Below are 18,323 nucleotides of genomic sequence, written 5' to 3'. Positions count from 1 at the left end.
GCACCAGCATGCGCGAGCACGCAGTACCCAACGGGCCCGCCCGACTGCCGTGCGGGGCGGGCCCGTTGGGTACTGCGTGCTCGCGCATGCTGGTGCGTGCCGGTCACTCTACGGGCTTTGGCGGGCCCCGCGGGCTGCCAGTGGGCGACCCCGGCCGATCTGACCGGATCATCCCCCTACCCTGCGGTAATCGGTTCTGGCAAGCTTCCGGCATGACTGCCCGTGCCGCAGACAGGACCCGTTACGACAGGGCCACCGCCCATCTCGACGCGCCGCTGGCGGTGGTCGACCTGGAGGCCTTCGACGCCAATGCCGACGATCTCGTGAGACGGGCGGGCGGCAAGCCCGTCCGCGTGGCCAGCAAGTCCGTGCGCTGCCGTGCCCTGCTGGAGCGGGTGCTCGCGCGCGACGGCTTCGCCGGGATCATGTCGTTCACCCTCGCCGAGTCGCTGTGGCTGGCGAGGTCGGGCTTCGACGACGTCCTGCTGGCCTATCCCTCGGCCGACCGTGCCGGCTTCGCGGAGCTGACCGCCGACCCCAAGCTGGCCGCCGCCGTCACCGTCGTCGTGGACGACCCGGCCCAGCTCGATCTCGTCGACGCGGCGCGTGACGGCGGCACGGAGGAGGTCAGGGTCTGTCTGGAACTGGACACCGCGCTGCGCCTGTTCGGCGGCCGGATCCGGATCGGCGCCCGGCGCTCCCCGCTGCGCGAGCCCGCGGGGCTCGCCGAGCTGGCCCGCTCGATCGTCCGCCGGCCCGGCTTCCGGCTGGTCGGAATCATGGCGTACGAAGGTCATGTGGCCGGGGTGGGCGACTCGCTCGCCGGGCGGCCGCTGCGCTCGGGCGCGATCCGGATGATGCAGGCCGCCGCTCGGCGGGAACTGGCGGCACGGCGTGCGGAGGCGGTGCGTGCGGTCCGGGCCGTGGCACCGGACCTGGAGTTCGTGAACGGCGGTGGCACGGGCAGTGTCCAGCACACCGCGGCCGAGGACGCGGTGACGGAGATCGCGGCCGGGTCGGGGCTCTACGTGCCGCGCCTGTTCGACAACTACACGTCGTTCACCGGCCGTCCCGCCGCTCTCTTCGCCCAGCCCGTGGTGCGCCGCCCGGGCGTGGGCGTGGTGACGGTGCTGGGTGGCGGTTACCCGGCCTCGGGGGCGGCGGGCCGGGACCGGCTGCCCGTTCCGTACCTCCCCGAGGGGCTGCGGTACGACCCGCAGGAAGGCGCGGGCGAGGTGCAGACACCACTGCTGGGGGCACCGGCCGACGATCTGCTGATCGGCGACAAGGTGTGGTTCCGGCACGCCAAGGCGGGTGAACTGTGCGAGCGTTTCGACGCGCTTCACCTGATCGAGGGCGAGCGGATCACCGCGACCGTGCCGACGTACCGGGGCGAGGGACAGACCTTCCTCTGAGGCCGGCGCGGACTCGCGGGAACCGCGGCTCGCACGAGAACGCGGTTCCCGCGAGTCCCCGGGCCGCGCGGGACCGATCCTTGGGATCCGCCCGGGGAAAGTCCTCACCCGCCCGGGGCGGTCAGCGCTGTCCGGGACCGGCGTCCGTGCCGCCGGCCGGGGGCGCGGTCCGGCCGCCGGTGGCACCGCCCGTGCCGGTTCCGTCCCGCGGCGGGAGAACACCGAAGCCGCCGCCCTGGCCCTGACCCTGTCCGGGTCCCTGCTGCCCCTGTTGCCCAGGTTGCCCCTGCTGCGGACCCGGTGCGCCGTTCCCGATGCCGCCCGGTCGGCCACCGAAGCCGCCGTCCGAATCCGCGCCGCCGCCGAACGCGAGGCCCCCGAGGAGGAAGCAGGCCGCGCCCAGCGACGCGATTCCCGCCGCGACCACGATCGCGACGCGGCTGCCGCGGCCGTCGGAGCGGGTGCCCGGCAGCCACTCCGGCGGCCCGGCCGGAACGGCCGGCGTCACAGCGGCCGCGGGAGGCGCGGCGGGCAGGGAGTCCGCCGACGGCGTGGTCCCGGCACGGGATACGGGCTGCTCGGCGGCCGGCGGCGGGAACATCCGCGGCTCCCCCATCAGGCGCGTCCGCTCGGTCCACCGGTCCCCGTCCCACCAGCGTTCCGTGATCGGCGCGTCGTTCTTCTGCCCGGGGTCGGGGTACCAGCCGGGCGAGGGTGTGGTCGTCACGGCTGTGAGGTTAGGACCCGTGGCTGAGAATTCCGTGTGAAGCGGCCGGGCGGGCACGCGGCCCGGCCCGGTCCAGCCCGTGGGTGGCGCTATAGCGGCGTGACGTACGCCCCCGAGATCCCGCCGTCCACGAGGAAGTCCGTGGCGTTGACGAACGAGGAGTCGTCGCTGGCGAGGAAGGCCACGGCCGCCGCGATCTCCTCGGCGTGCGCGAAGCGGCCGACCGGGATGTGCACGAGACGCCTGGCCGCCCGCTCGGGGTCCTTGGCGAAGAGTTCCTGGAGCAGCGGGGTGTTCACCGGCCCCGGGCACAGCGCGTTGACGCGGATGCCCTCCCGGGCGAACTGCACGCCCAGCTCGCGGGACATGGCGAGGACGCCGCCCTTGGACGCGGTGTACGAGATCTGGGAGGTGGCGGCGCCCATGACCGCCACGAACGAGGCGGTGTTGATGATGGAGCCGCGGCCCTGGCGGCGCATGTAGGGGATCGCGGCCTTGCAGCACAGGTACACCGAGGTGAGGTTGACGTCCTGGACCCGCCTCCACGCCTCCAGGCCCGTCGTCAGGATCGAGTCGTCGTCGGGTGGCGAGATGCCGGCGTTGTTGAAGGCGATGTCGACCGAGCCGTACGTGTCGTAAGCGGTCTTGAACAGTGCCTCGACCTGCTCGGGGTCTGTGACGTCGACCTTGACGAAGGTCCCGCCGACCTCGTCGGCCGCGGCCTTGCCCGCCGTGTCGTCGATGTCTCCGCAGACGACATGGGCGCCCTCGGAGGCGAGGCGGCGCGCGGTGGCCAGGCCGATGCCGCTGCCGGCGCCGGTGATGACGGCCGTGCGGCCGACCAGGCGGCGGCAGACGGGGGTGGTGTTGTCGGTCATGGGGTGCTCAGGCCTCCGTACTGATGAAGACGTTCTTGGTTTCGGTGAAGGCGGTCAGTGCGTCCGGTCCGAGTTCACGCCCGAGTCCCGACTGCTTGTAGCCGCCGAAGGGGGTCCAGTAGCGGACGCTGCTGTGCGAGTTGACCGACAGGTTGCCGGCGGCCACGGCGCGGGAGACGCGCAGGGCCCGTCCCACGTCACGGGTCCAGATCGAGCCGGACAGGCCGTACTCGGTGTCGTTGGCGAGCCGGACGGCGTCCGCCTCGTCGTCGAAGGGCAGGACGACGGCGACCGGGCCGAAGACCTCCTCGCGGGCCACGGGCGCCGAGGCGTCGGTGTCGGTCACGACCGTCGGCGGGAACCAGAAGCCGGGCCCGTCCGGTGCGCTGCCGCGGATCGTGTTCAGATCGCCGGTGACGTACGAACGTACGCGCTCCAGCTGCGCCTCCGAGATCAGCGGCCCCATCTGGGTCTTCTCGTCGGAGGGGTCACCGACGACCACGGACTCGACGGCCGGGGCGAGCACCTCGAGGAAGCGGTCGTAGACCTGGCGCTGGACGAGGATGCGGGTGCGGGCGCAGCAGTCCTGCCCGCTGTTGTCCAGGAAGGACATGGGGGCGGCGAGGGCCGCGGCGTCCACGTCGGCGTCGGCGAAGACGATGTTGGGGCTCTTCCCGCCGAGTTCGAGGGTCACACGCTTCACCAGCGCGGCGCCCCTGGCCATGATCCGCTTGCCTACGCGGGTGGAACCGGTGAAGACGATCTTGGCGACGCCCGGGTGGTCGACGAGTGCCTCGCCCGCGATGTCGCCGGCGCCCGGCAGGACCTGGAACAGGTGCTCCGGCAGGCCGGCCTCCAGGGCCAGTTCCGCGAGCCGCAGCGCGGTCAGCGGGGTGGTCTCGGCGGGCTTGAGGATCACCGCGTTGCCGGCCGCTAGCGCGGGGGCGGCGCCCCAGGCGGCGATCGGCATGGGGAAGTTCCAGGGGGCGATCACGCCGACGACGCCGAGTGGTTCGAGGAAGGTCACGTCGAGCCCGCCGGGGACGGGAATCTGCCGGCCGCTGAGCCGCTCCACTCCCCCGGCGGCGTAGTCCAGCAGGTCACGGACGTTCCCGGCCTCCCAGCGCGCGTTGCCGACGACGTGCCCGGCCTCGCGGACCTCCAGCCGGGCGAGTTCCTCCACGTGCTCGTCGACGGCGGTGGCGAAGCGGCGCAGCAGCCGGGCGCGGTCGGCGGGCGCGAGGGCGGCCCAGCGGGCCTGGGCGGCGGCGGCCCTGACGACCGCCGCGTCCACGTCCTGGGCCGTGGCGCCCGGGACGGTCGCGATGACCTCCTCGGTCGCCGGGTCGAGCACCCGGAGTTCGTAGGACGAGAAGGACTGGCCGGACTGGCCGGACCGACTGGTCCGGCGGGTCTGTGGGGACGGCGTGGACGGCGTGGACAACAGGGGCCTCACATGCGTTCGAAGGAGCGGTAGCGCTCCCAGTCGGTCACCGCGGCGTCGAAGGCGGCGAGTTCGACGCGCGCCATGTTGCGGTAGTGCTGGACGACCTCGTCGCCGAAGGCGGCCTTGGCGATGGGGCTGTTCTCCCAGAGTTCCGCGGCCTCGCGCAGCGTGGTCGGGACCTGCTCGTGGCCCGCGGTGTAGGCGTTTCCGGGGCAGGCGTCGGGGAGTTCGAGTCCGTTCTCGATGCCGTGGAGACCGGCGGCGACCATGCCGGCGACGGCCAGGTGCGGGTTGACGTCGCCGCCGGGGAGGCGGTTCTCGAAGCGGGTGGAGGGGCCGTGGCCGACCACGCGCAGGGCGCAGGTGCGGTTGTCGTGGCCCCAGGCGACAGCGGTCGGCGCGAACGAACCCGGCTGGAAGCGCTTGTACGAGTTGACGTGCGGCGCGTAGAGGAGGGAGAAGTCGCGCAGCGCGGCCAGCTGGCCGGCGAGGAAGTGGCGCATCACGGCCGACATGCCGTGGTGGTCGCCGGGCATGACGCTGCGGCCGTCCGCGTCCTGGAGCGAGAGGTGGATGTGGCAGGAGTTCCCTTCACGCTCGTTGAACTTGGCCATGAAGGTCAGGGACACGCCCTCCTGCGCCGCGATCTCCTTGGCCCCGGTCTTGTAGACGGCGTGCTGGTCGCAGGTGACGAGGGCCTCGTCGTAGCGGAAGGCGATCTCGTGCTGGCCGAGGTTGCACTCGCCCTTCGCGGACTCGACGACGAGTCCGGCGCCGGCCATCTCGTTGCGGATGCGGCGCAGCAGGGGTTCGATGCGGCCGGTGCCGAGGACGGAGTAGTCGATGTTGTACTGGTTGGCCGGGGTGAGGTCGCGGTAGCCCCGGTTCCAGGCGTCCTCGTAGGAGTCCTTGAAGACGATGAACTCGAGTTCGGTGCCGACGTGGGCGGTGTAGCCGTGCTCGGCGAGCCGGTCGAGCTGGCGGCGCAGGATCTGGCGCGGCGCGGCGACGACGGGTGACCCGTCGCTCCAGGCGAGGTCGGCGACGAGCATCGCGGTGCCCTCGTGCCAGGGGATCCGGCGGAGGGTGGAGAAGTCGGGGTGCATGGCGAAGTCGCCGTAGCCGCGGTCCCAGGAGGACATCTCGTAGCCGTCGACCGTGTTCATGTCGGCGTCGACGGCGAGGAGGTAGTTGCAGCCCTCGGTGCCGTGGTGGAGGACCTCGTCGAGGAAGAAGGACGCGGCGAACCGCTTGCCCTGGAGCCGCCCCTGCATGTCGGGGAAGGCCAGGACTACGGTGTCGATCTCGCCGCCGTGGACGAGGGCTTGCAGCTCCTCGACGGTGAGCGGGGGTGTGCGGTTTACCACGGGGACTTCCTCCTTCGGCCAACCGGAAGCCATAAGGTATAGCGGAAGACCATTGATCGGGAAGGGGCAACCGCGAGGTGACAGAGGACGGCACTCGGATCGGTCACGGCGGCGACGGACTGACTCCGGTACTGCGCCCGGTGCGGGCGGGCAACGGCTTCGAGGAGGCCCTCGAGCAGATCCTGCAGATCGTCCGCCTCGGCCTGGTACCGGCCGGGGAGAGACTGCCGTCCGAGCGTGAGCTGGCCGAGCGGATGGGGATCAGCCGCGTCACGCTGCGCGAGGTCCTGAGGGTGCTCCAGGACGAGGGACTGGTGGAGAGCCGGCGCGGGCGCTACGGCGGGACGTTCGTCCGCCGCCGTCCCGGAGCGCCTTCGGACGGCGCGGAGGAGGAGCTGCGCAGGCGGCTGGAGAAGATCGACGTCGAGGACGTCCTGCGCTTCCGGGAGGTGCTGGAGACGGGCGCGGCGGGGCTGTGCGCGGAGCATCCGCTGAGCGGGGAGCAGCGGGAGCGGCTGCGGGCGGCGCTGACGGCGACGGGGGACGCGCCGCCGGCCGAGTACCGGCGCTGCGACACGCTGTTCCACCTGACGCTGGCGGAGCTGTCCGGCTCGCCGACGCTGGCGACGCAGTACGCGGCGGTCCGGGCCGCGGTCAACGACCTGCTGGACTGCATACCCCTGCTGGTGCGGAACCTGGAGCACTCGCAGCAGCAGCACGCGGCCCTCGTCGCGGCGGTTCTGGAGGGTGACGCGGAGCGGGCGCGCGCGGTGATGCGGGAACACTGCGCGGGCACGGCCGCCCTGCTCCGCGGCTTCCTCACGTAGCGCCGCGGCCGGAAGGGGCTGCCCGGAAGCTCGCGGCGTCCGGCGCAGGGGAACTCCCGCCGCCGCAGAACCCCACGGAACGCGGCCGGCCCCGCAGGGCCCCGGAGCACGGTCCTCTGGGAGCGGGCGGCCGCCCCGCACCACGCCGCTGTGCCGACCCACCACGAGGACGGTCGCCCGCCGCCGCCTGCGGCCCGCCGCTGTGCCGGCCCACCACGAGGGCGGTCGCCCGCTGCGGCCCGCGCCCGGCGCCGCGGGCCGCAGGACACGGCCGCGGCCACCGCCTCGGCCCACACGCCCACACGCACCGGACCCGGGCGACCGCCCGTCCGGCCCGCGGGGACCCGCCGCCGGCGCACGGGGAGGCCGAAGCGCCGACGGCCGCCACGCGACCGCAGCCGTCAGGTCCGCCGGGCGCGAAGCGCCGCCATGGCCGGCGATGCCGGGCGCCGGACACAACTCGCCCCACGGCGACGGCGGGACGCGGTCGCCGTGTTCACCGCCGCGCGACCGCCCGCACCGGACGCCGCCGCACCCCCTCGGGGCGCAAGTGCGCCCATCTCTCCGGCCGGCGGACGCCGACTCCGCCCCCTCGGGGGCGCAGCCACGCGCCGGCGGAACCCGCCCATCGGTGCACGGCGGGAGCAAGCGCGACGGACGGGTGCCGTACTCCCCCGCCGGGCGGGCGCCGGGCTCCCACGGCCCTCGATGCGGGCGGCGTCCCGCCCGGCAGGACCGCCGGCGCACGGTGCGCCCGTTCCGTTACAGCGGCTTAACGCAGAGGTCTTGCGCATCGCCGCCCGCGCCGCAATGGTATGGCCTCACACCATTGCAGCGAGCGAGGAGCGGCTCATGGCCGAAGGCACCCCATCGCGTACCGCCACGACGGACGGCGCCACCGCCGCCGATGCCACGACCGCCCCGGCGGACCACTACCTCCGGCGGCGCGAGCTGCGCCGCGGCAGCGCCGGCTGGCTGCTGCTGACCGGCCTCGGCGTCGCGTACGTCGTCTCCGGCGACTATTCGGGCTGGAACATCGGGCTGTCCGAGGGCGGCTTCGGCGGGCTGGCGATCGCCACCGTGCTGATGGGCCTGATGTACGGCTGCCTGGTCTTCGCCCTCGCCGAGCTGTCGGCGATCCTGCCGACCGCGGGCGGCGGCTACGGCTTCGCCCGGCGGGCGCTGGGCACCTGGGGCGGCTTCCTGACGGGCACCGCCATCCTCATCGAATACGTCCTCGCGCCCGCCGCGATCGTCATCTTCATCGGCGACTACGTCGAGTCGCTGAACCTCTTCGGCCTGGAGTCCGGCTGGCCGGTCTACCTGGTCTGCTTCGTGATCTTCATCGGGATCCACCTCTGGGGCGTGGGCGAGGCACTGCGCTTCAGCCTGATCGTGACGGCCGTCGCGGTCGCCGCCCTGCTGATCTTCGCCGTGGGCGCGTTCACCGAGTTCAGCGGCGACGGACTCAACGACATCCCGGTCGACGGGGAGGCTTTCGGCGCCAACTCCTGGCTGCCGTTCGGTGTGCTCGGCATCTGGGCGGCCTTCCCCTTCGGCATGTGGTTCTTCCTCGGCGTCGAGGGGGTGCCGCTGGCCGCCGAGGAGGCCAAGGACCCGGTCCGCTCGATGCCGAGGGCACTCGCGATCTCCATGGGCGTCCTGGTGCTGCTGGCCGCGCTGACCTTCTTCGCCGCGACCGGGGCGCGGGGTTCGGCCGCCGTGCAGGAAGCGGGCAACCCGCTGGTCGTGGCGCTCCAGGGCGACGGCGACCCGACCGCGCTGTCCCGCTTCGTCAACTACGCGGGCCTGGCCGGACTCGTCGCCTCGTTCTTCTCCCTCATCTACGCCGGTTCGCGGCAGCTGTTCGCGCTGTCGAGGGCCGGCTACCTGCCCCGGCACCTGTCCCTGACCAGCCGCCGCAAGGCCCCTTACCTGGGACTGCTGATCCCCGGTGCGATCGGATTCGCGCTGGCGGCCTGGAGCGGCAACGGCGGCCGGATGCTGAACATCGCGGTCTTCGGCGCCACCATCAGCTACGCCCTCATGGCGCTCTCCCACATGGTGCTGCGCCGCCGCGAGCCCGAGCTGCCGCGCCCGTACCGGACGCCCGGCGGGATGCTGACCTCCTCCGTCGCCTTCCTGCTGGCGCTGTCGGCGCTGGTGGCGACCTTCCTGGTGGACAAGGATGCGGCGTTCATCGCACTGGTCGTCTATGCCGTGGCGCTCGCGTACTTCGCCTTCTACAGTCGGCACCGGCTGGTGGCCGGCGCGCCCGAGGAGGAGTTCGCGGCGCTGGCCGCCGCGGAGGCGGAACTGGAACGCGAGTGAGCGGAGGGGTCGTGGGCAAGCCGCTCGTCGGCATCAGCACCTATCTGGAGGAGTCCGCGCGCTGGGGCGTGTGGGAGATGCCCGCCGCCCTGCTGCCCGCCTCCTATCCGCGGCTGATCCGTGCGGGCGGCGGCCTCGCCGCGATGCTGCCGCCCGACGCGCCGGAGCACGCCGAGGCGGTGGTGGCCAGGCTGGACGCCCTGGTCGTGGCCGGCGGCCCCGACGTGGAGCCGGTGCGGTACGGCGCCGAGCGGCACCCCAGGACCGGGCCGCCGGCCCGGCAGCGCGACACCTGGGAGCTGGCGCTGATCGAGGCGGCGCTGGCGTCCGGCACCCCGCTGCTCGGCGTCTGCCGCGGGATGCAGCTGCTGAACGTGGCCCTGGGCGGCTCACTGATCCAGCACATCGACGGGCACACGTCGGGTGTCGGTGTCTTCGGCGAGCACGCCGTCAAGCCGGTGCCCGGCACGCGGTACGCCGGGATCGTGCCCGAACCGGCCTCCGTGCCCTCCTACCACCACCAGGCCGTCGACCGGCTCGGCGACGGCCTGGTGGCCTCCGCCCACGCGGAGGACGGCATCGTCGAGGCGGTGGAACTGCCCGGCGGGGCATGGGCCCTGGGTGTGCAGTGGCATCCCGAGATGGGCACCTGCACCCGGCTCGTCAGGGCCCTGGTCACAGCCGCTTCCTGAGCCAGTCCAGGGCCGCGGCGCCCTGTGCGGCCCGGAAGGCGCGCAGCCCCGGCAGCCCTCCGGGGCCGGGCAGCAGCGAATGCCGCACGAAGACCCGGCCAGCGCCGCCGGTACGCGGTTCACGGCCTCCGGGTCGGCCGCGGCGCCCTGCGGACGGGAGCGGAGCACGCTCTCCGGGTCCGGGCCGCCCTGCGCGGCAACGCAGGGCGGCATCAGCAGCAGGTCGAACCGGGGCGCGGCGCGCACGGCGTGCGGCCGGTCCACGGAGGCGACCCCGCCGTCCGGGGTGAGCAGTACGTTGTCGGCGCGGAGATCGGCGTGGGCGAAGCTGCTCCAGCCGCGCAGCTCGGCCAGGGTGGTGGCCTGCGCGGCGCCCGGCGCTATGCGCTGGAGCGCGGTCGAGGGCAACGGCTAGCCGCGGGTGAGGGCGAGAAGCTCGCGTGCGGGGCCGGTGGGGCGGTGACCCGCGGGCCAGACGGCGCGCAGGGCGCGGCGCAGTGGCACCCCTTCCACCGAGAGCCTGAGCAGGCGCCGGGCGGCAAGTTCGTCGGCGACGGCGAGTTCGCTGAGGACGGAGGGCCCGGCGCTGCTGATGACGGCGGCCTTCACGGCGGTCGTGGACGACAGTTCGAGCAGCGGCCGGGCCGGTCCTCCGTACTCCTTCAGGGCCGCGTCGAGGACCTGCCGGGTGCCCGAGCCCTCCTCGCGCAGGATCAGCGGGGTCGCGGCGAGTTCGCGGGCCCCGATCGGGGCGCGGCGCCCGGCCCAGGGGTGGCCGGGGGCCACGACCAGGACCAGCCGGTCCTGGCCCACGGCCGTCCCGTCGAGCCCGGCCGGCAGTTCCAGTCCCTCCACGAAGCCGAGGTCGGCCTCTCCGGCGAGCACCTGCCCGGCAACGGCCGTCGAGTTGCCCGCACGGAGCGAGACGGCCGTGTCCGGCCGACCGGCGCGCAGCGCGATGAGCCATCCGGGCAGCAGGTACTCGGCGATGGTCATGCTGGCCGCGATCCGCAGCCGGGAGTCGCGGCGGCCGCGCAGTGCCTGCGCGCCCGCGTCGAACGCCTCGGACGCCTCGACGATCCGGCGCGCCCAGTCTGTGACGAGGACTCCCGCGTCGGTGAGCCGGGAGCCGCGCGGGGAGCGGTCGACGAGGGCGACGCCGAGCTGCCGTTCCATGGAGCGGATGCGGCTGCTTGCGGCGGGCTGGGTGATGCCGAGTTCCCGCGCCGCCCGGCCCATGCTGCCGAGCCGGGCGACGGCCAGCATCAGCTGCAGGGCGGCGAGGTCGGGTACCCGGTGCGACAACTCCGTCATAAACCCAGCTTATGTGCCCAACGAGGGATCTCCCTGACGGGAGGGGCACGGAGGAGGACTGCGGAGGTCATGCCCACCCCTGAACCGCCCTCCCTGGGGGCCGTTCCCGCGGCTCGTGACCGCCTGCTGCGGGAACGCGTGGTGCGGGAACGCCTGGTACGGGGACGCCTGGTACGGGGACGCCTGGTACGGGGCCGCCTGGTACGGGGACGCCTGGTACGGGGCCGCCTGGTACGGGGCCGCCTGGTACGGGGCCCGGCATGCGGCGCATGCGGCCGCCTGGCGTGTGGGCGCCTGGCATGCGGCCGCCGCACACGCGCCGAGGGGTGTCCTCAGCGGTGCGCTGCCCTCAGGGCCGCGCCGAGCACGGCCGGCGCCTCGGCCAGCGAGGGCCCGTACCACGTGAGGTGCCGGCCGCTGACCAGCGCGCAGGGCAGACCGGGGAACGCCTCGGGCCCGTCCTCGGCGGTGAAGCGGTACGGCTCGTCGGGCAGTACGACGAGGCCGGCGCCGGCGGAGCGCAACTCGTCCACGGGGACGCGCGGGTAGCGCTCCGGGTGTCCCGCGTAGACGTTCTCCGCGCCCATGCGGGCCAGCAGGTCCCCGGCGAAGGTGTCCCGGCCGAGCACCATCCACGGCCGCCGCCAGACGGGAACGACTGCCCGGGCCGGGCCGGAAGCCTCCGGCGGGCGTTCCCAGGCGGTCCGCGCCTCGTCCAGCCAGCGCGGGCCGGACAGCCCGCACGCGGCCAGCACCCGCTCCAGTTCGGTGAAGGCCTGCTCCAGCCCGCGCACCTCTGTGACCAGCACCTCGATGCCCGCGGCGCGCAGCGCGTCCAGGTCGGCGGGGCGGTTCTCCTCCTCATTGGCGAGGACCAGGTCGGGACGCAGCCCGATGACCGCCGGGACGTCCGGGTTCTTGGTGCCGCGCACCCGTGCGGCGTCGAGCCCGGCGGGATGGCTGCACCAGTCGGTCACACCGACCAGGAGTCCGCCGGGGGCGGTGGCGGCCACGGCCTCCGTGAGGGAGGGGACGAGCGAAACGACGCGCTTCAGCGGCACGTGGTGTCACCGGCGTAGTGGGGCGGGGCCTCTCCGCTCGGCTCGATGGTGGCGGCGATGGCGACGACGACGATGCGCGTGCCCGTCTCGGTGGCGCGCCAGCGGTGCCGCACCCCCCCGGAGAGGTACAGGGTGTCGCCGCGGCCCAGCCGGTACGCCCGGCCTTCGGCCTCGACCTCCACGGCGCCGTCCGCGACGTACATCAGCTCGTCGTTGCGGTGCTGGAACTCACGGTCCCCGTCGTGGTCCCCGGTGAACTCCACGGCGTGCAGTTGCTGCCGCCCGCGCACCAGGGGCCTGACTCGGACCGCGGCGCCCGCGAGTTCGGGCCCGGATCCATCCCGTTCGTCCCGTACGACGTCGACGGCACGCGACGCCTCCGAGACCTCGATGAGCTGGACGGCCGTGATGTCGAGGGCGTCGGCGACCCGCTGGAGCGAGCGGGCGCTGGGGCGGGCCCGGTCGTTCTCGATCTGGCTGAGGAAGGGCACCGAGAGTCCGCTGCGCTCGGCCACCGCGGCAAGGGTCAGGCCGAGGGCTCTGCGCCGTCGCCGGACGGCCGCGCCCACCCGCAGATGTTCCTTCTCGTCCATCCCTTCGACCCTTCTCTGCGCCGTGTTTCTCAACCTTACGCAGCTACGCGCGTCCGGGGTCGGCTGTTGCCCACCGCCGTGAGTGAACACGGAAGGGTTCGAAGGCTGCGAAAGGAGCAGAAAGGGCGAGAAGGGGCTGGTGAGGGCAGTGATGCGGGCGCGGGAAGGCCGGACGGTCGGGGACGGGCGGACGGCGGGACATCAGGCCGGCCCGCACCCGGGGAAGCCCCTGACCGAGGGCTTCCCCGTCAGCCGCCGCAGGCCGGGTAGGGAGCCACGGCGGTCCGCAGGGGTGCCACCAGCTGCTGGCGCCACACCACCGGGGGCCGTTCGCTGCGCGGCTCCAGCAGCCGCAGCGTCAGGGTGCGGGTCTTCCCGACGGGCAGCTCCAGGTCCAGCGTGTAGACGGGGTGACCGCGTTCGGCGCCGCTGTCGAGGGTGACGGGGCGGCCGTCCAGGGTCGCACCGGTCATCAGGGCGCCCTCGCTCGCGTAGTAGGAGGCGAGCACCCGGTTGTCCCCCGGCCGGGTGGGGTACGGGGGCCGGTCGCCGCGCTGGGTGACATAGAGGGGGAGCCCCGAGACGGGCGCGTGGTTGGTGAAGGCGATCCGGGCGGTGACCTCCCGGCCGTCGGGGGTGCACCGTCCCGGGATCCAGTCGACCTTCCGCTCGAGGTAGTAGTCGAGCTTGCCCCCCGCGGCGTTGTTGAGAACGAGTCCGGTGAAGGGGCCGTCGGCCCGGGGCAGTGCGCCGCTCAGCGGCCGCTGCCGGAGCAGCCGCTGCTCCTCGGGCCGACCGCTCCACGCCTTGAGCCGCCCCTCGCGCACGGCGTCGTGCGCGGCGGTGAGCAGGGCCGGGAGCCGCTGCGGGTCGTTCATGGCGTTCATCAGCGTGGTGGCCGCCGTGCGGGCCACGTCGAGGAGGAACTCCTTGCGCTCCGCCGGGACCTGGTAGCGGGCGTATCCGGTGCGCTCGGTCAGCTCCAGCACGTTTCCGGCGGTGACCGCCGTACCGTCGGGGAGCTGTCCGGGGCCCGTCGCCCTGAGCAACAGACTCAGCGCGCTGGGGTCGAGGGCCAGGGCGCCGTCCACCGGGCGGCCGCTGTACGTCTGCCAGGTCGCCGCCCAGATCCGGGCCGCGTGGGGGAAGTGGGGGCTGACGTTGGAGTTGACCCAGACGCGCGAGGGGGCGCTGGTGCCGTACCTGGCCGTGTATTCCGGGCCGAGGTCGATCGGCGGATTGACGTCGTTCAGCATGCTGTCGGTGCCGAAGGACTCGAATCCCACCCGGCCCCCGCGGGCGGTGAGCACGGCGAAGGCACCGGGCAGTCCGCCGGTGCCGCGGGCCTCGGCCGTGTTCTGGAAGACCACCAGGTAGCGGCGGGTCCCGTGCTGGCCCAGCATGGGCGGCAGCACACGGGCCGCGACGGAGATGTCAGCCGTGGCGGGCACGATGCGGTCCAGTTCGCCGGCCAGCCGTGCCCGGGCGCGGTCGACGGCCGGCAGCCAGGTGGCGTGCGGCAGCCGGCCGGTCTCGGCACGGACCTCGGCCGCGGCCCGCGCGGCCCGGTCCAGTACGGAGGCCTGCCCTCCCAGCGCGGACAGCACGGCGGGAAAACCCCCCTGGTGTCCCGCGCCGATGAGCCCGGGCGCGAGACCGGCCAGCGGCCGGACGACGTCCTGGGTCAGGCGGTCGGTGGCCGCCGCGGCTCCGCGCGCGGTCTCCAGGGGGTCGCCGAGCCAGGGCAGCCGTGAGGCGAGGTACCAGGCGGGCCCGGTGGTGAGGTGGTGCGCCCGGTCGGCGTGTGCCACCGCCGAGCGCACTGCCGAGGTGGTCGCCCCTGTGCTGCCGGTGTCCGTGGCCGACCGCCGGAGCACGTCGAGCGCCCTCTGTGCGGCGAGCAGTTCGGCACGGGCCAGAAGGCCGGTGACGGCGATCCAGCCCGTGCCGATCAGGATCAGTGCGACTGCGCCCAGGAGGATCCCGGTCCGGCGCCGGAGGACTCGCCGCCGGACCGGGAGTGCGCCGACGAACCGCCGCAGGCTCTCCGGAAAGCGTTGCAGCCGCATCGCCGGTCAGGAATTCTTCTTGAGCCGCCGGGCCGTCAGCACTGTTCCGCCGCCGAGCGCCAGCAGGCCCGCGGCCCCGCCGAGGAGCAGCAGGGAGTTGTCGTCCTCACCCGTGTTCGCCAGGTGGTCGCCGCGGCCACCCTGGGTTCCGTGGTCGCTGCGGTCACCGTAGCCGCCGTGGTTCCCGTTGCCGCCGTGGTTCCCGTCGTGACCGCCGTTGCCGCCATGACCTCCATCATGACCTCCATGGCCGTCGTGGTCACCGTGGTCACCGTGGTCACCGTGGTCGCCGTCGTGGTCACCGCCGTCGTCGTGGTCGTCGTCACGCACCAGGATCTGGGCCGAAAGGGTGAGGTCCGGGTCCTCGGCCCTCAGCTTGAAGGTGTGCCAGCCCGGCCGCGTCCGCTCGGGAATGGTGACGGTCCCGCTCACCTCGCCCTCGTCGTCGGCGGTGAACGTCCCCAGCACGACCGCTTTCGACAGCAGCAGGGCGACGACCTCCTGGTCCGGCTGGAAGCCCGTCGCCTCGAAGCTCAGCGGATCACCCGGGTCGACGACAGTGGCACTGACGCTGATGCTCGGAGGCGGCGGCGGGTACTGGGCATAAGCGGTCTGGGCACCCACCAGGGGTCCGGCGGTAATGACGGCAAAGCTCGCCGCGGCTACCAAGGCAGCACGCCATTTCGATGACGTCGTCATCTTCTCCACTCTCCTAGGGATAAGGTTCAGGTCGGCGGCCGTGACGACCCATTAGATTCAACAGATATATTGCGGTCGCGCCTGTTCCGCTAACGCGTGAAAACACGGGAAGCCCCTGTATGGCGCAGCAGCGAGTGCTCCATGGGGGTGTCGAAAGACCCGCCGGAGCTGTTTCGGTGCCGGGGGCGGCGGCAGCGCTTCTCGCACGTCGGGGATGTTCTTGCCGCGACTCTCCACGGGGTAGTTGCCGGTCGGATGGTTGAACCGCGGCGCGGGGCGGGCCGGAAACGGATCGGCGGCCGTCGGCTCGGACGTCCGGACGGGAGCGCGGCCGGTCATCATTTCCCGGCCCCGGCACGGCCGCGAGTATTCCCGGATTACGCCGATCAGGTACCGGCCTTCCATCTCAGCCGGGACGCGGTGACCATAACGCCCGCTGTTCCCCACCGGCAGCCCGGGCGCACGGCCGCACGGAAAAACTCACCGAATGGAGCACCGAAGGGTTTTCCGCCGGGAACCGCCGCAGGAATTCGGGAGCGCGGACGTTGCCGCGACGGGTCATCAGTAGGCGAACCGGCGCGCGGCGCGGGGACTCCTCGAGCCGGATACCTCACCATTACCGGACAAACGATGCTCAACTGTCTAGCCTGGCCGGGCGCTGATCCGAACGACCCGATGAGGTGTACCGCTCGTGGAACTCCGCACCATCCTGAGGGCGCTGGCCCGCAGCTGGCCCGTCGTCGCTGTCTGCGCCCTGCTCGGCGTCGGCGCCGGCTGGGCCGCGACCGCGCTGACGACGCCCGTGTACGAGGCGCGGACCCAGCTGTTCGTCTCCGCCCCGTGGAGCGGGGACATCACCCAGCTCGCGCAGGGGAACGTCTTCTCGCTCGCCCGGGTCCAGTCGTACGCCTCCATCGTGACGAGTCCTCAGGTCACCGCGCCCGTGGTCAAGGAACTCGGGCTCGACACCACGCCCGAGGAGCTGGCAGGCCGCATCACCGCCGAGGCACCGCTCGAGACCGTGCTGGTGAACATCACCGTGAGCGACACCGATCCGCGCCGCGCGGCCAGGACCGCCAATGCCGTCGCCACCCGGTTCAGCCTGGTCATCGAGCGCCTGGAGACGCCGCGCGGCTCCGATTCCGACCGGGCACCGCGGCCGCCGGTGAAGCTCGGCATCACCCAGTCGGCCAGCGTCCCGCCGCAGCCGGTCAGCCCCCGGCCGGCGCTCAACCTCAGCCTGGGACTGCTGGCCGGGCTGCTGCTCGGCGGCGGGGTCACCGTGGCACGCGAACGGCTCGACACCACGCTGAAGACCGCGGACGCCCTGGCCGAGCACACCGGACTGCCCGTGCTCGGGGCGATCCCCCTGGACAAGCCCTCGGCCGACGAGTCGCCCGTGGTCGCCGCCCTGGGGCATTCCGCGCGGGCGGAGGCGTTCCGGCACCTGCGGACGAACCTCCAGTTCGCCCGGATCGGGGAACGGCCGAGGGTCATCGTCGTCACCAGCTCCCTCCCCGGTGAGGGGAAGACCAGCACCGCCACAGCGCTCGCGCTCTCCCTCGCAGACTCGGGGACCTCCACCTGCCTCGTCGACGCCGATCTGCGCCGCCCCTGTGTCGCCCGTTCGTTCGGGCTGATCCGGGACGCGGGTCTGACCAATGTGCTCATCGGTCAGGCCTCCATCGAGGATGTGATGCAGCAGGCCGCCGGGCGCCTCGCCGTCCTGGCCAGCGGCCCCATGCCGCCCAACCCCACCGAACTGCTGGCCTCCGTCCGGATGGGCGAGGTCCTCCAGGAACTCGCCGAGCGCTACGAGGCGGTGATCGTGGACTCGGCGCCGCTTCTCCCCGTCGCCGACACCGTGGGGCTGGCATCGCTCGCCCAGGGCGCGGTCCTCGTCGTGCAGGCGGGCAGGACGCCGCGTGAGCGGGTGGGCGCGGCGGCGGACTCGCTGCAGACGGTCGGGGTGCGCACCCTTGGCACCGTGCTCAGCATGGCGCCGTCCTCCAGGCGTGCGGGCTACGGATACGGCTACGGATACGGCGACCCCTCGGCGGCCGAGCAGACGGCGATGCCGCCGCGGCCGCGCGCCGAGGAGCAGGGCGAGCCGGAGCAGCAGACCGAGCCGCAGCCGGCCGGTTCCGCCAAGGGGCGGGGCAAGCGCCGGTGACGCGTGCCGCCGCCGGCCCGCCGGACCGATACCTCCCTGCTGCGGAAGCCGGGGACGAGTTCACGAGAGAGTGTGAGGAGCCCACAGATGGCTGACGACGCGGGCCGCGAGAAGGCACTGACCGTCCTTTTCGTCTGCACCGGCAACATGTACCGCTCGCCGCTGGCCGAGCGGCTGCTCGCGGCCAGGCTCCCGGACGCCCGGGTGCGCAGCGCCGGGACCCTCGCGCAGGACGGGGTGGGCATGGACTCGGCGACCCGTTCCGTGCTGCGCGGGCTCGGCGGCAGCAGCCGGGGGTTCGCGTCCCGCCGGCTGACCGCCGAGATGGTCGCGCAGAGCGACCTGGTCCTCGGCATGGAGCGGGAGCACCGGGACACGGCGGTGCGCCTGTACCCGCTCGGTCTGCGGCGGTCCTTCACCCTCAAGGAGTTCCTGCGGCTGGCGGGGCAGCAGACCGGGGACGCGTGCTCGCTCGCGGCGCCGCCCGTCGCCCGTGCCTTCGCGGCCCGCGGCGCCCTGCCGCCCGTTCCGCGCGGCGCGGACGACATCGCCGATCCCTCAGGAGGCTCGTACGACGTGCTGCGCGCGTGCGGAGAGGAGATCGACGCCGCGGTCACCGCCCTGGCCGGGCTGCTGCGGCAGGGCGGGCCGGCGGACGGACGCGCGGGGGAGCCCGAGGCCAGGGTGGACATGCCGGTGTGAGACGGTCCGCGGTTCCGGCGGGGTCGCC

General features: G+C 73.5%; 16 protein-coding genes. 7 read left to right on the top strand and 9 right to left on the bottom strand.

Translation table 11 applies throughout. From position 1 onward, the window contains the following. Window positions 1-212 precede the first annotated feature (212 nt). Window positions 213-1,415 (top strand): amino acid deaminase/aldolase, encoded by a 1,203-nt coding sequence (locus tag GUY61_RS18390; RefSeq protein ID WP_166631277.1) that lies wholly within the window; start codon window positions 213-215, stop codon window positions 1,413-1,415. Between the two features lie 121 nt (window positions 1,416-1,536). Here the strand turns inward: GUY61_RS18390 and GUY61_RS40275 are convergent, their stop codons facing one another. The 4 genes from GUY61_RS40275 to GUY61_RS18370 all read right to left on the bottom strand — a co-directional run bounded on the left by GUY61_RS40275 (window position 1,537) and on the right by GUY61_RS18370 (window position 5,834). Next, window positions 1,537-2,142, bottom strand: coding sequence for a DUF2510 domain-containing protein (locus GUY61_RS40275; protein WP_166631276.1), 606 nt, complete (start codon window positions 2,140-2,142; stop codon window positions 1,537-1,539). Window positions 2,143-2,231: 89 nt separating this feature from the next. Next, a complete protein-coding gene (locus GUY61_RS18380; protein ID WP_166631275.1) occupies window positions 2,232-3,020 on the bottom strand; it encodes a 3-oxoacyl-ACP reductase in 789 nt (262 codons plus the stop codon). Between the two features lie 7 nt (window positions 3,021-3,027). After that, a complete protein-coding gene (locus GUY61_RS18375; RefSeq protein WP_313896725.1) occupies window positions 3,028-4,374 on the bottom strand; it encodes an aldehyde dehydrogenase family protein in 1,347 nt (448 codons plus the stop codon). A gap of 98 nt (window positions 4,375-4,472) precedes the next feature. Further along, entirely contained in the window at window positions 4,473-5,834 is a 1,362-nt protein-coding gene (locus tag GUY61_RS18370; RefSeq protein ID WP_166631274.1) for a glutamine synthetase family protein, read from the bottom strand. Between the two features lie 77 nt (window positions 5,835-5,911). Between GUY61_RS18370 and GUY61_RS18365 the strand changes: the two genes are divergently transcribed. The 4 genes from GUY61_RS18365 to GUY61_RS41215 all read left to right on the top strand — a co-directional run bounded on the left by GUY61_RS18365 (window position 5,912) and on the right by GUY61_RS41215 (window position 10,099). Beyond that, window positions 5,912-6,661, top strand: coding sequence for an FCD domain-containing protein (locus GUY61_RS18365; RefSeq protein WP_313896724.1), 750 nt, complete (start codon window positions 5,912-5,914; stop codon window positions 6,659-6,661). An 852-nt stretch (window positions 6,662-7,513) separates the two neighbouring features. Then, window positions 7,514-8,992: an ethanolamine permease gene (gene eat, locus GUY61_RS18360; RefSeq protein WP_166631273.1), complete on the top strand. Its 1,479-nt coding sequence runs from the start codon at window positions 7,514-7,516 to the stop codon at window positions 8,990-8,992. After that, window positions 8,989-9,684, top strand: a complete 696-nt coding sequence (locus GUY61_RS18355) for a gamma-glutamyl-gamma-aminobutyrate hydrolase family protein (protein ID WP_313896723.1) — start codon at window positions 8,989-8,991, stop codon at window positions 9,682-9,684. The genes eat and GUY61_RS18355 overlap by 4 nt, the downstream gene beginning before the upstream one ends. A gap of 286 nt (window positions 9,685-9,970) precedes the next feature. Then, window positions 9,971-10,099, top strand: coding sequence for a hypothetical protein (locus GUY61_RS41215; RefSeq protein WP_279576820.1), 129 nt, complete (start codon window positions 9,971-9,973; stop codon window positions 10,097-10,099). Here GUY61_RS41215 and GUY61_RS18350 read toward each other — a convergent pair. From GUY61_RS18350 to GUY61_RS18330, 5 genes are all read right to left on the bottom strand, one after another. Then, window positions 10,096-10,998: a LysR family transcriptional regulator gene (locus GUY61_RS18350; protein ID WP_166631272.1), complete on the bottom strand. Its 903-nt coding sequence runs from the start codon at window positions 10,996-10,998 to the stop codon at window positions 10,096-10,098. The two genes, GUY61_RS41215 and GUY61_RS18350, sit on opposite strands and share 4 nt — an antisense overlap. Before the next feature lie 332 nt (window positions 10,999-11,330). Beyond that, the gene (locus tag GUY61_RS18345; protein WP_166631271.1) at window positions 11,331-12,059 is read right to left on the bottom strand and encodes a helical backbone metal receptor; all 729 of its coding nucleotides are present in this window, start codon (window positions 12,057-12,059) and stop codon (window positions 11,331-11,333) included. Beyond that, on the bottom strand, window positions 12,050-12,652 hold the full coding sequence (locus GUY61_RS18340; RefSeq protein WP_166631270.1) for a helix-turn-helix domain-containing protein: 603 nt from the start codon (window positions 12,650-12,652) through the stop codon (window positions 12,050-12,052). The genes GUY61_RS18345 and GUY61_RS18340 overlap by 10 nt, the downstream gene beginning before the upstream one ends. Before the next feature lie 248 nt (window positions 12,653-12,900). After that, entirely contained in the window at window positions 12,901-14,721 is a 1,821-nt protein-coding gene (locus GUY61_RS18335) for a DUF4012 domain-containing protein (RefSeq protein WP_166631269.1), read from the bottom strand. Window positions 14,722-14,727: 6 nt separating this feature from the next. Further along, on the bottom strand, window positions 14,728-15,345 hold the full coding sequence (locus tag GUY61_RS18330) for an LPXTG cell wall anchor domain-containing protein (protein ID WP_166631268.1): 618 nt from the start codon (window positions 15,343-15,345) through the stop codon (window positions 14,728-14,730). Window positions 15,346-16,111: 766 nt separating this feature from the next. Between GUY61_RS18330 and GUY61_RS41575 the strand changes: the two genes are divergently transcribed. Then, window positions 16,112-17,593, top strand: a complete 1,482-nt coding sequence (locus GUY61_RS41575) for a polysaccharide biosynthesis tyrosine autokinase (RefSeq protein ID WP_166631267.1) — start codon at window positions 16,112-16,114, stop codon at window positions 17,591-17,593. 87 nt (window positions 17,594-17,680) lie between these two features. Further along, complete coding sequence (locus tag GUY61_RS18320; protein ID WP_166631266.1) at window positions 17,681-18,295, top strand: low molecular weight phosphatase family protein; 615 nt, start codon at window positions 17,681-17,683, stop codon at window positions 18,293-18,295. Window positions 18,296-18,323 lie beyond the last annotated feature (28 nt).

This window comes from Streptomyces sp. GC420 (assembly GCF_009916105.1).
In the GTDB taxonomy this organism is placed as follows: domain Bacteria; phylum Actinomycetota; class Actinomycetes; order Streptomycetales; family Streptomycetaceae; genus Streptomyces.
This window is presented reverse-complemented; position numbering and strand designations above follow the sequence as displayed.

Excerpts from the sequence above, each read along its gene's own strand:
- GUY61_RS18390 (WP_166631277.1), top strand. The coding sequence starts at position 213 with ATGACTGCCCGTGCCGCAGACAGGACCCGTTACGACAGGGCCACCGCC.
- GUY61_RS18340 (WP_166631270.1), bottom strand. The coding sequence starts at position 12,652 with ATGGACGAGAAGGAACATCTGCGGGTGGGCGCGGCCGTCCGGCGACGG.
- GUY61_RS18380 (WP_166631275.1), bottom strand. The coding sequence starts at position 3,020 with ATGACCGACAACACCACCCCCGTCTGCCGCCGCCTGGTCGGCCGCACG.
- GUY61_RS18320 (WP_166631266.1), top strand. The coding sequence starts at position 17,681 with ATGGCTGACGACGCGGGCCGCGAGAAGGCACTGACCGTCCTTTTCGTC.
- GUY61_RS18350 (WP_166631272.1), bottom strand. The coding sequence starts at position 10,998 with ATGACGGAGTTGTCGCACCGGGTACCCGACCTCGCCGCCCTGCAGCTG.
- GUY61_RS18335 (WP_166631269.1), bottom strand. The coding sequence starts at position 14,721 with ATGCGGCTGCAACGCTTTCCGGAGAGCCTGCGGCGGTTCGTCGGCGCA.
- eat (WP_166631273.1), top strand. The coding sequence starts at position 7,514 with ATGGCCGAAGGCACCCCATCGCGTACCGCCACGACGGACGGCGCCACC.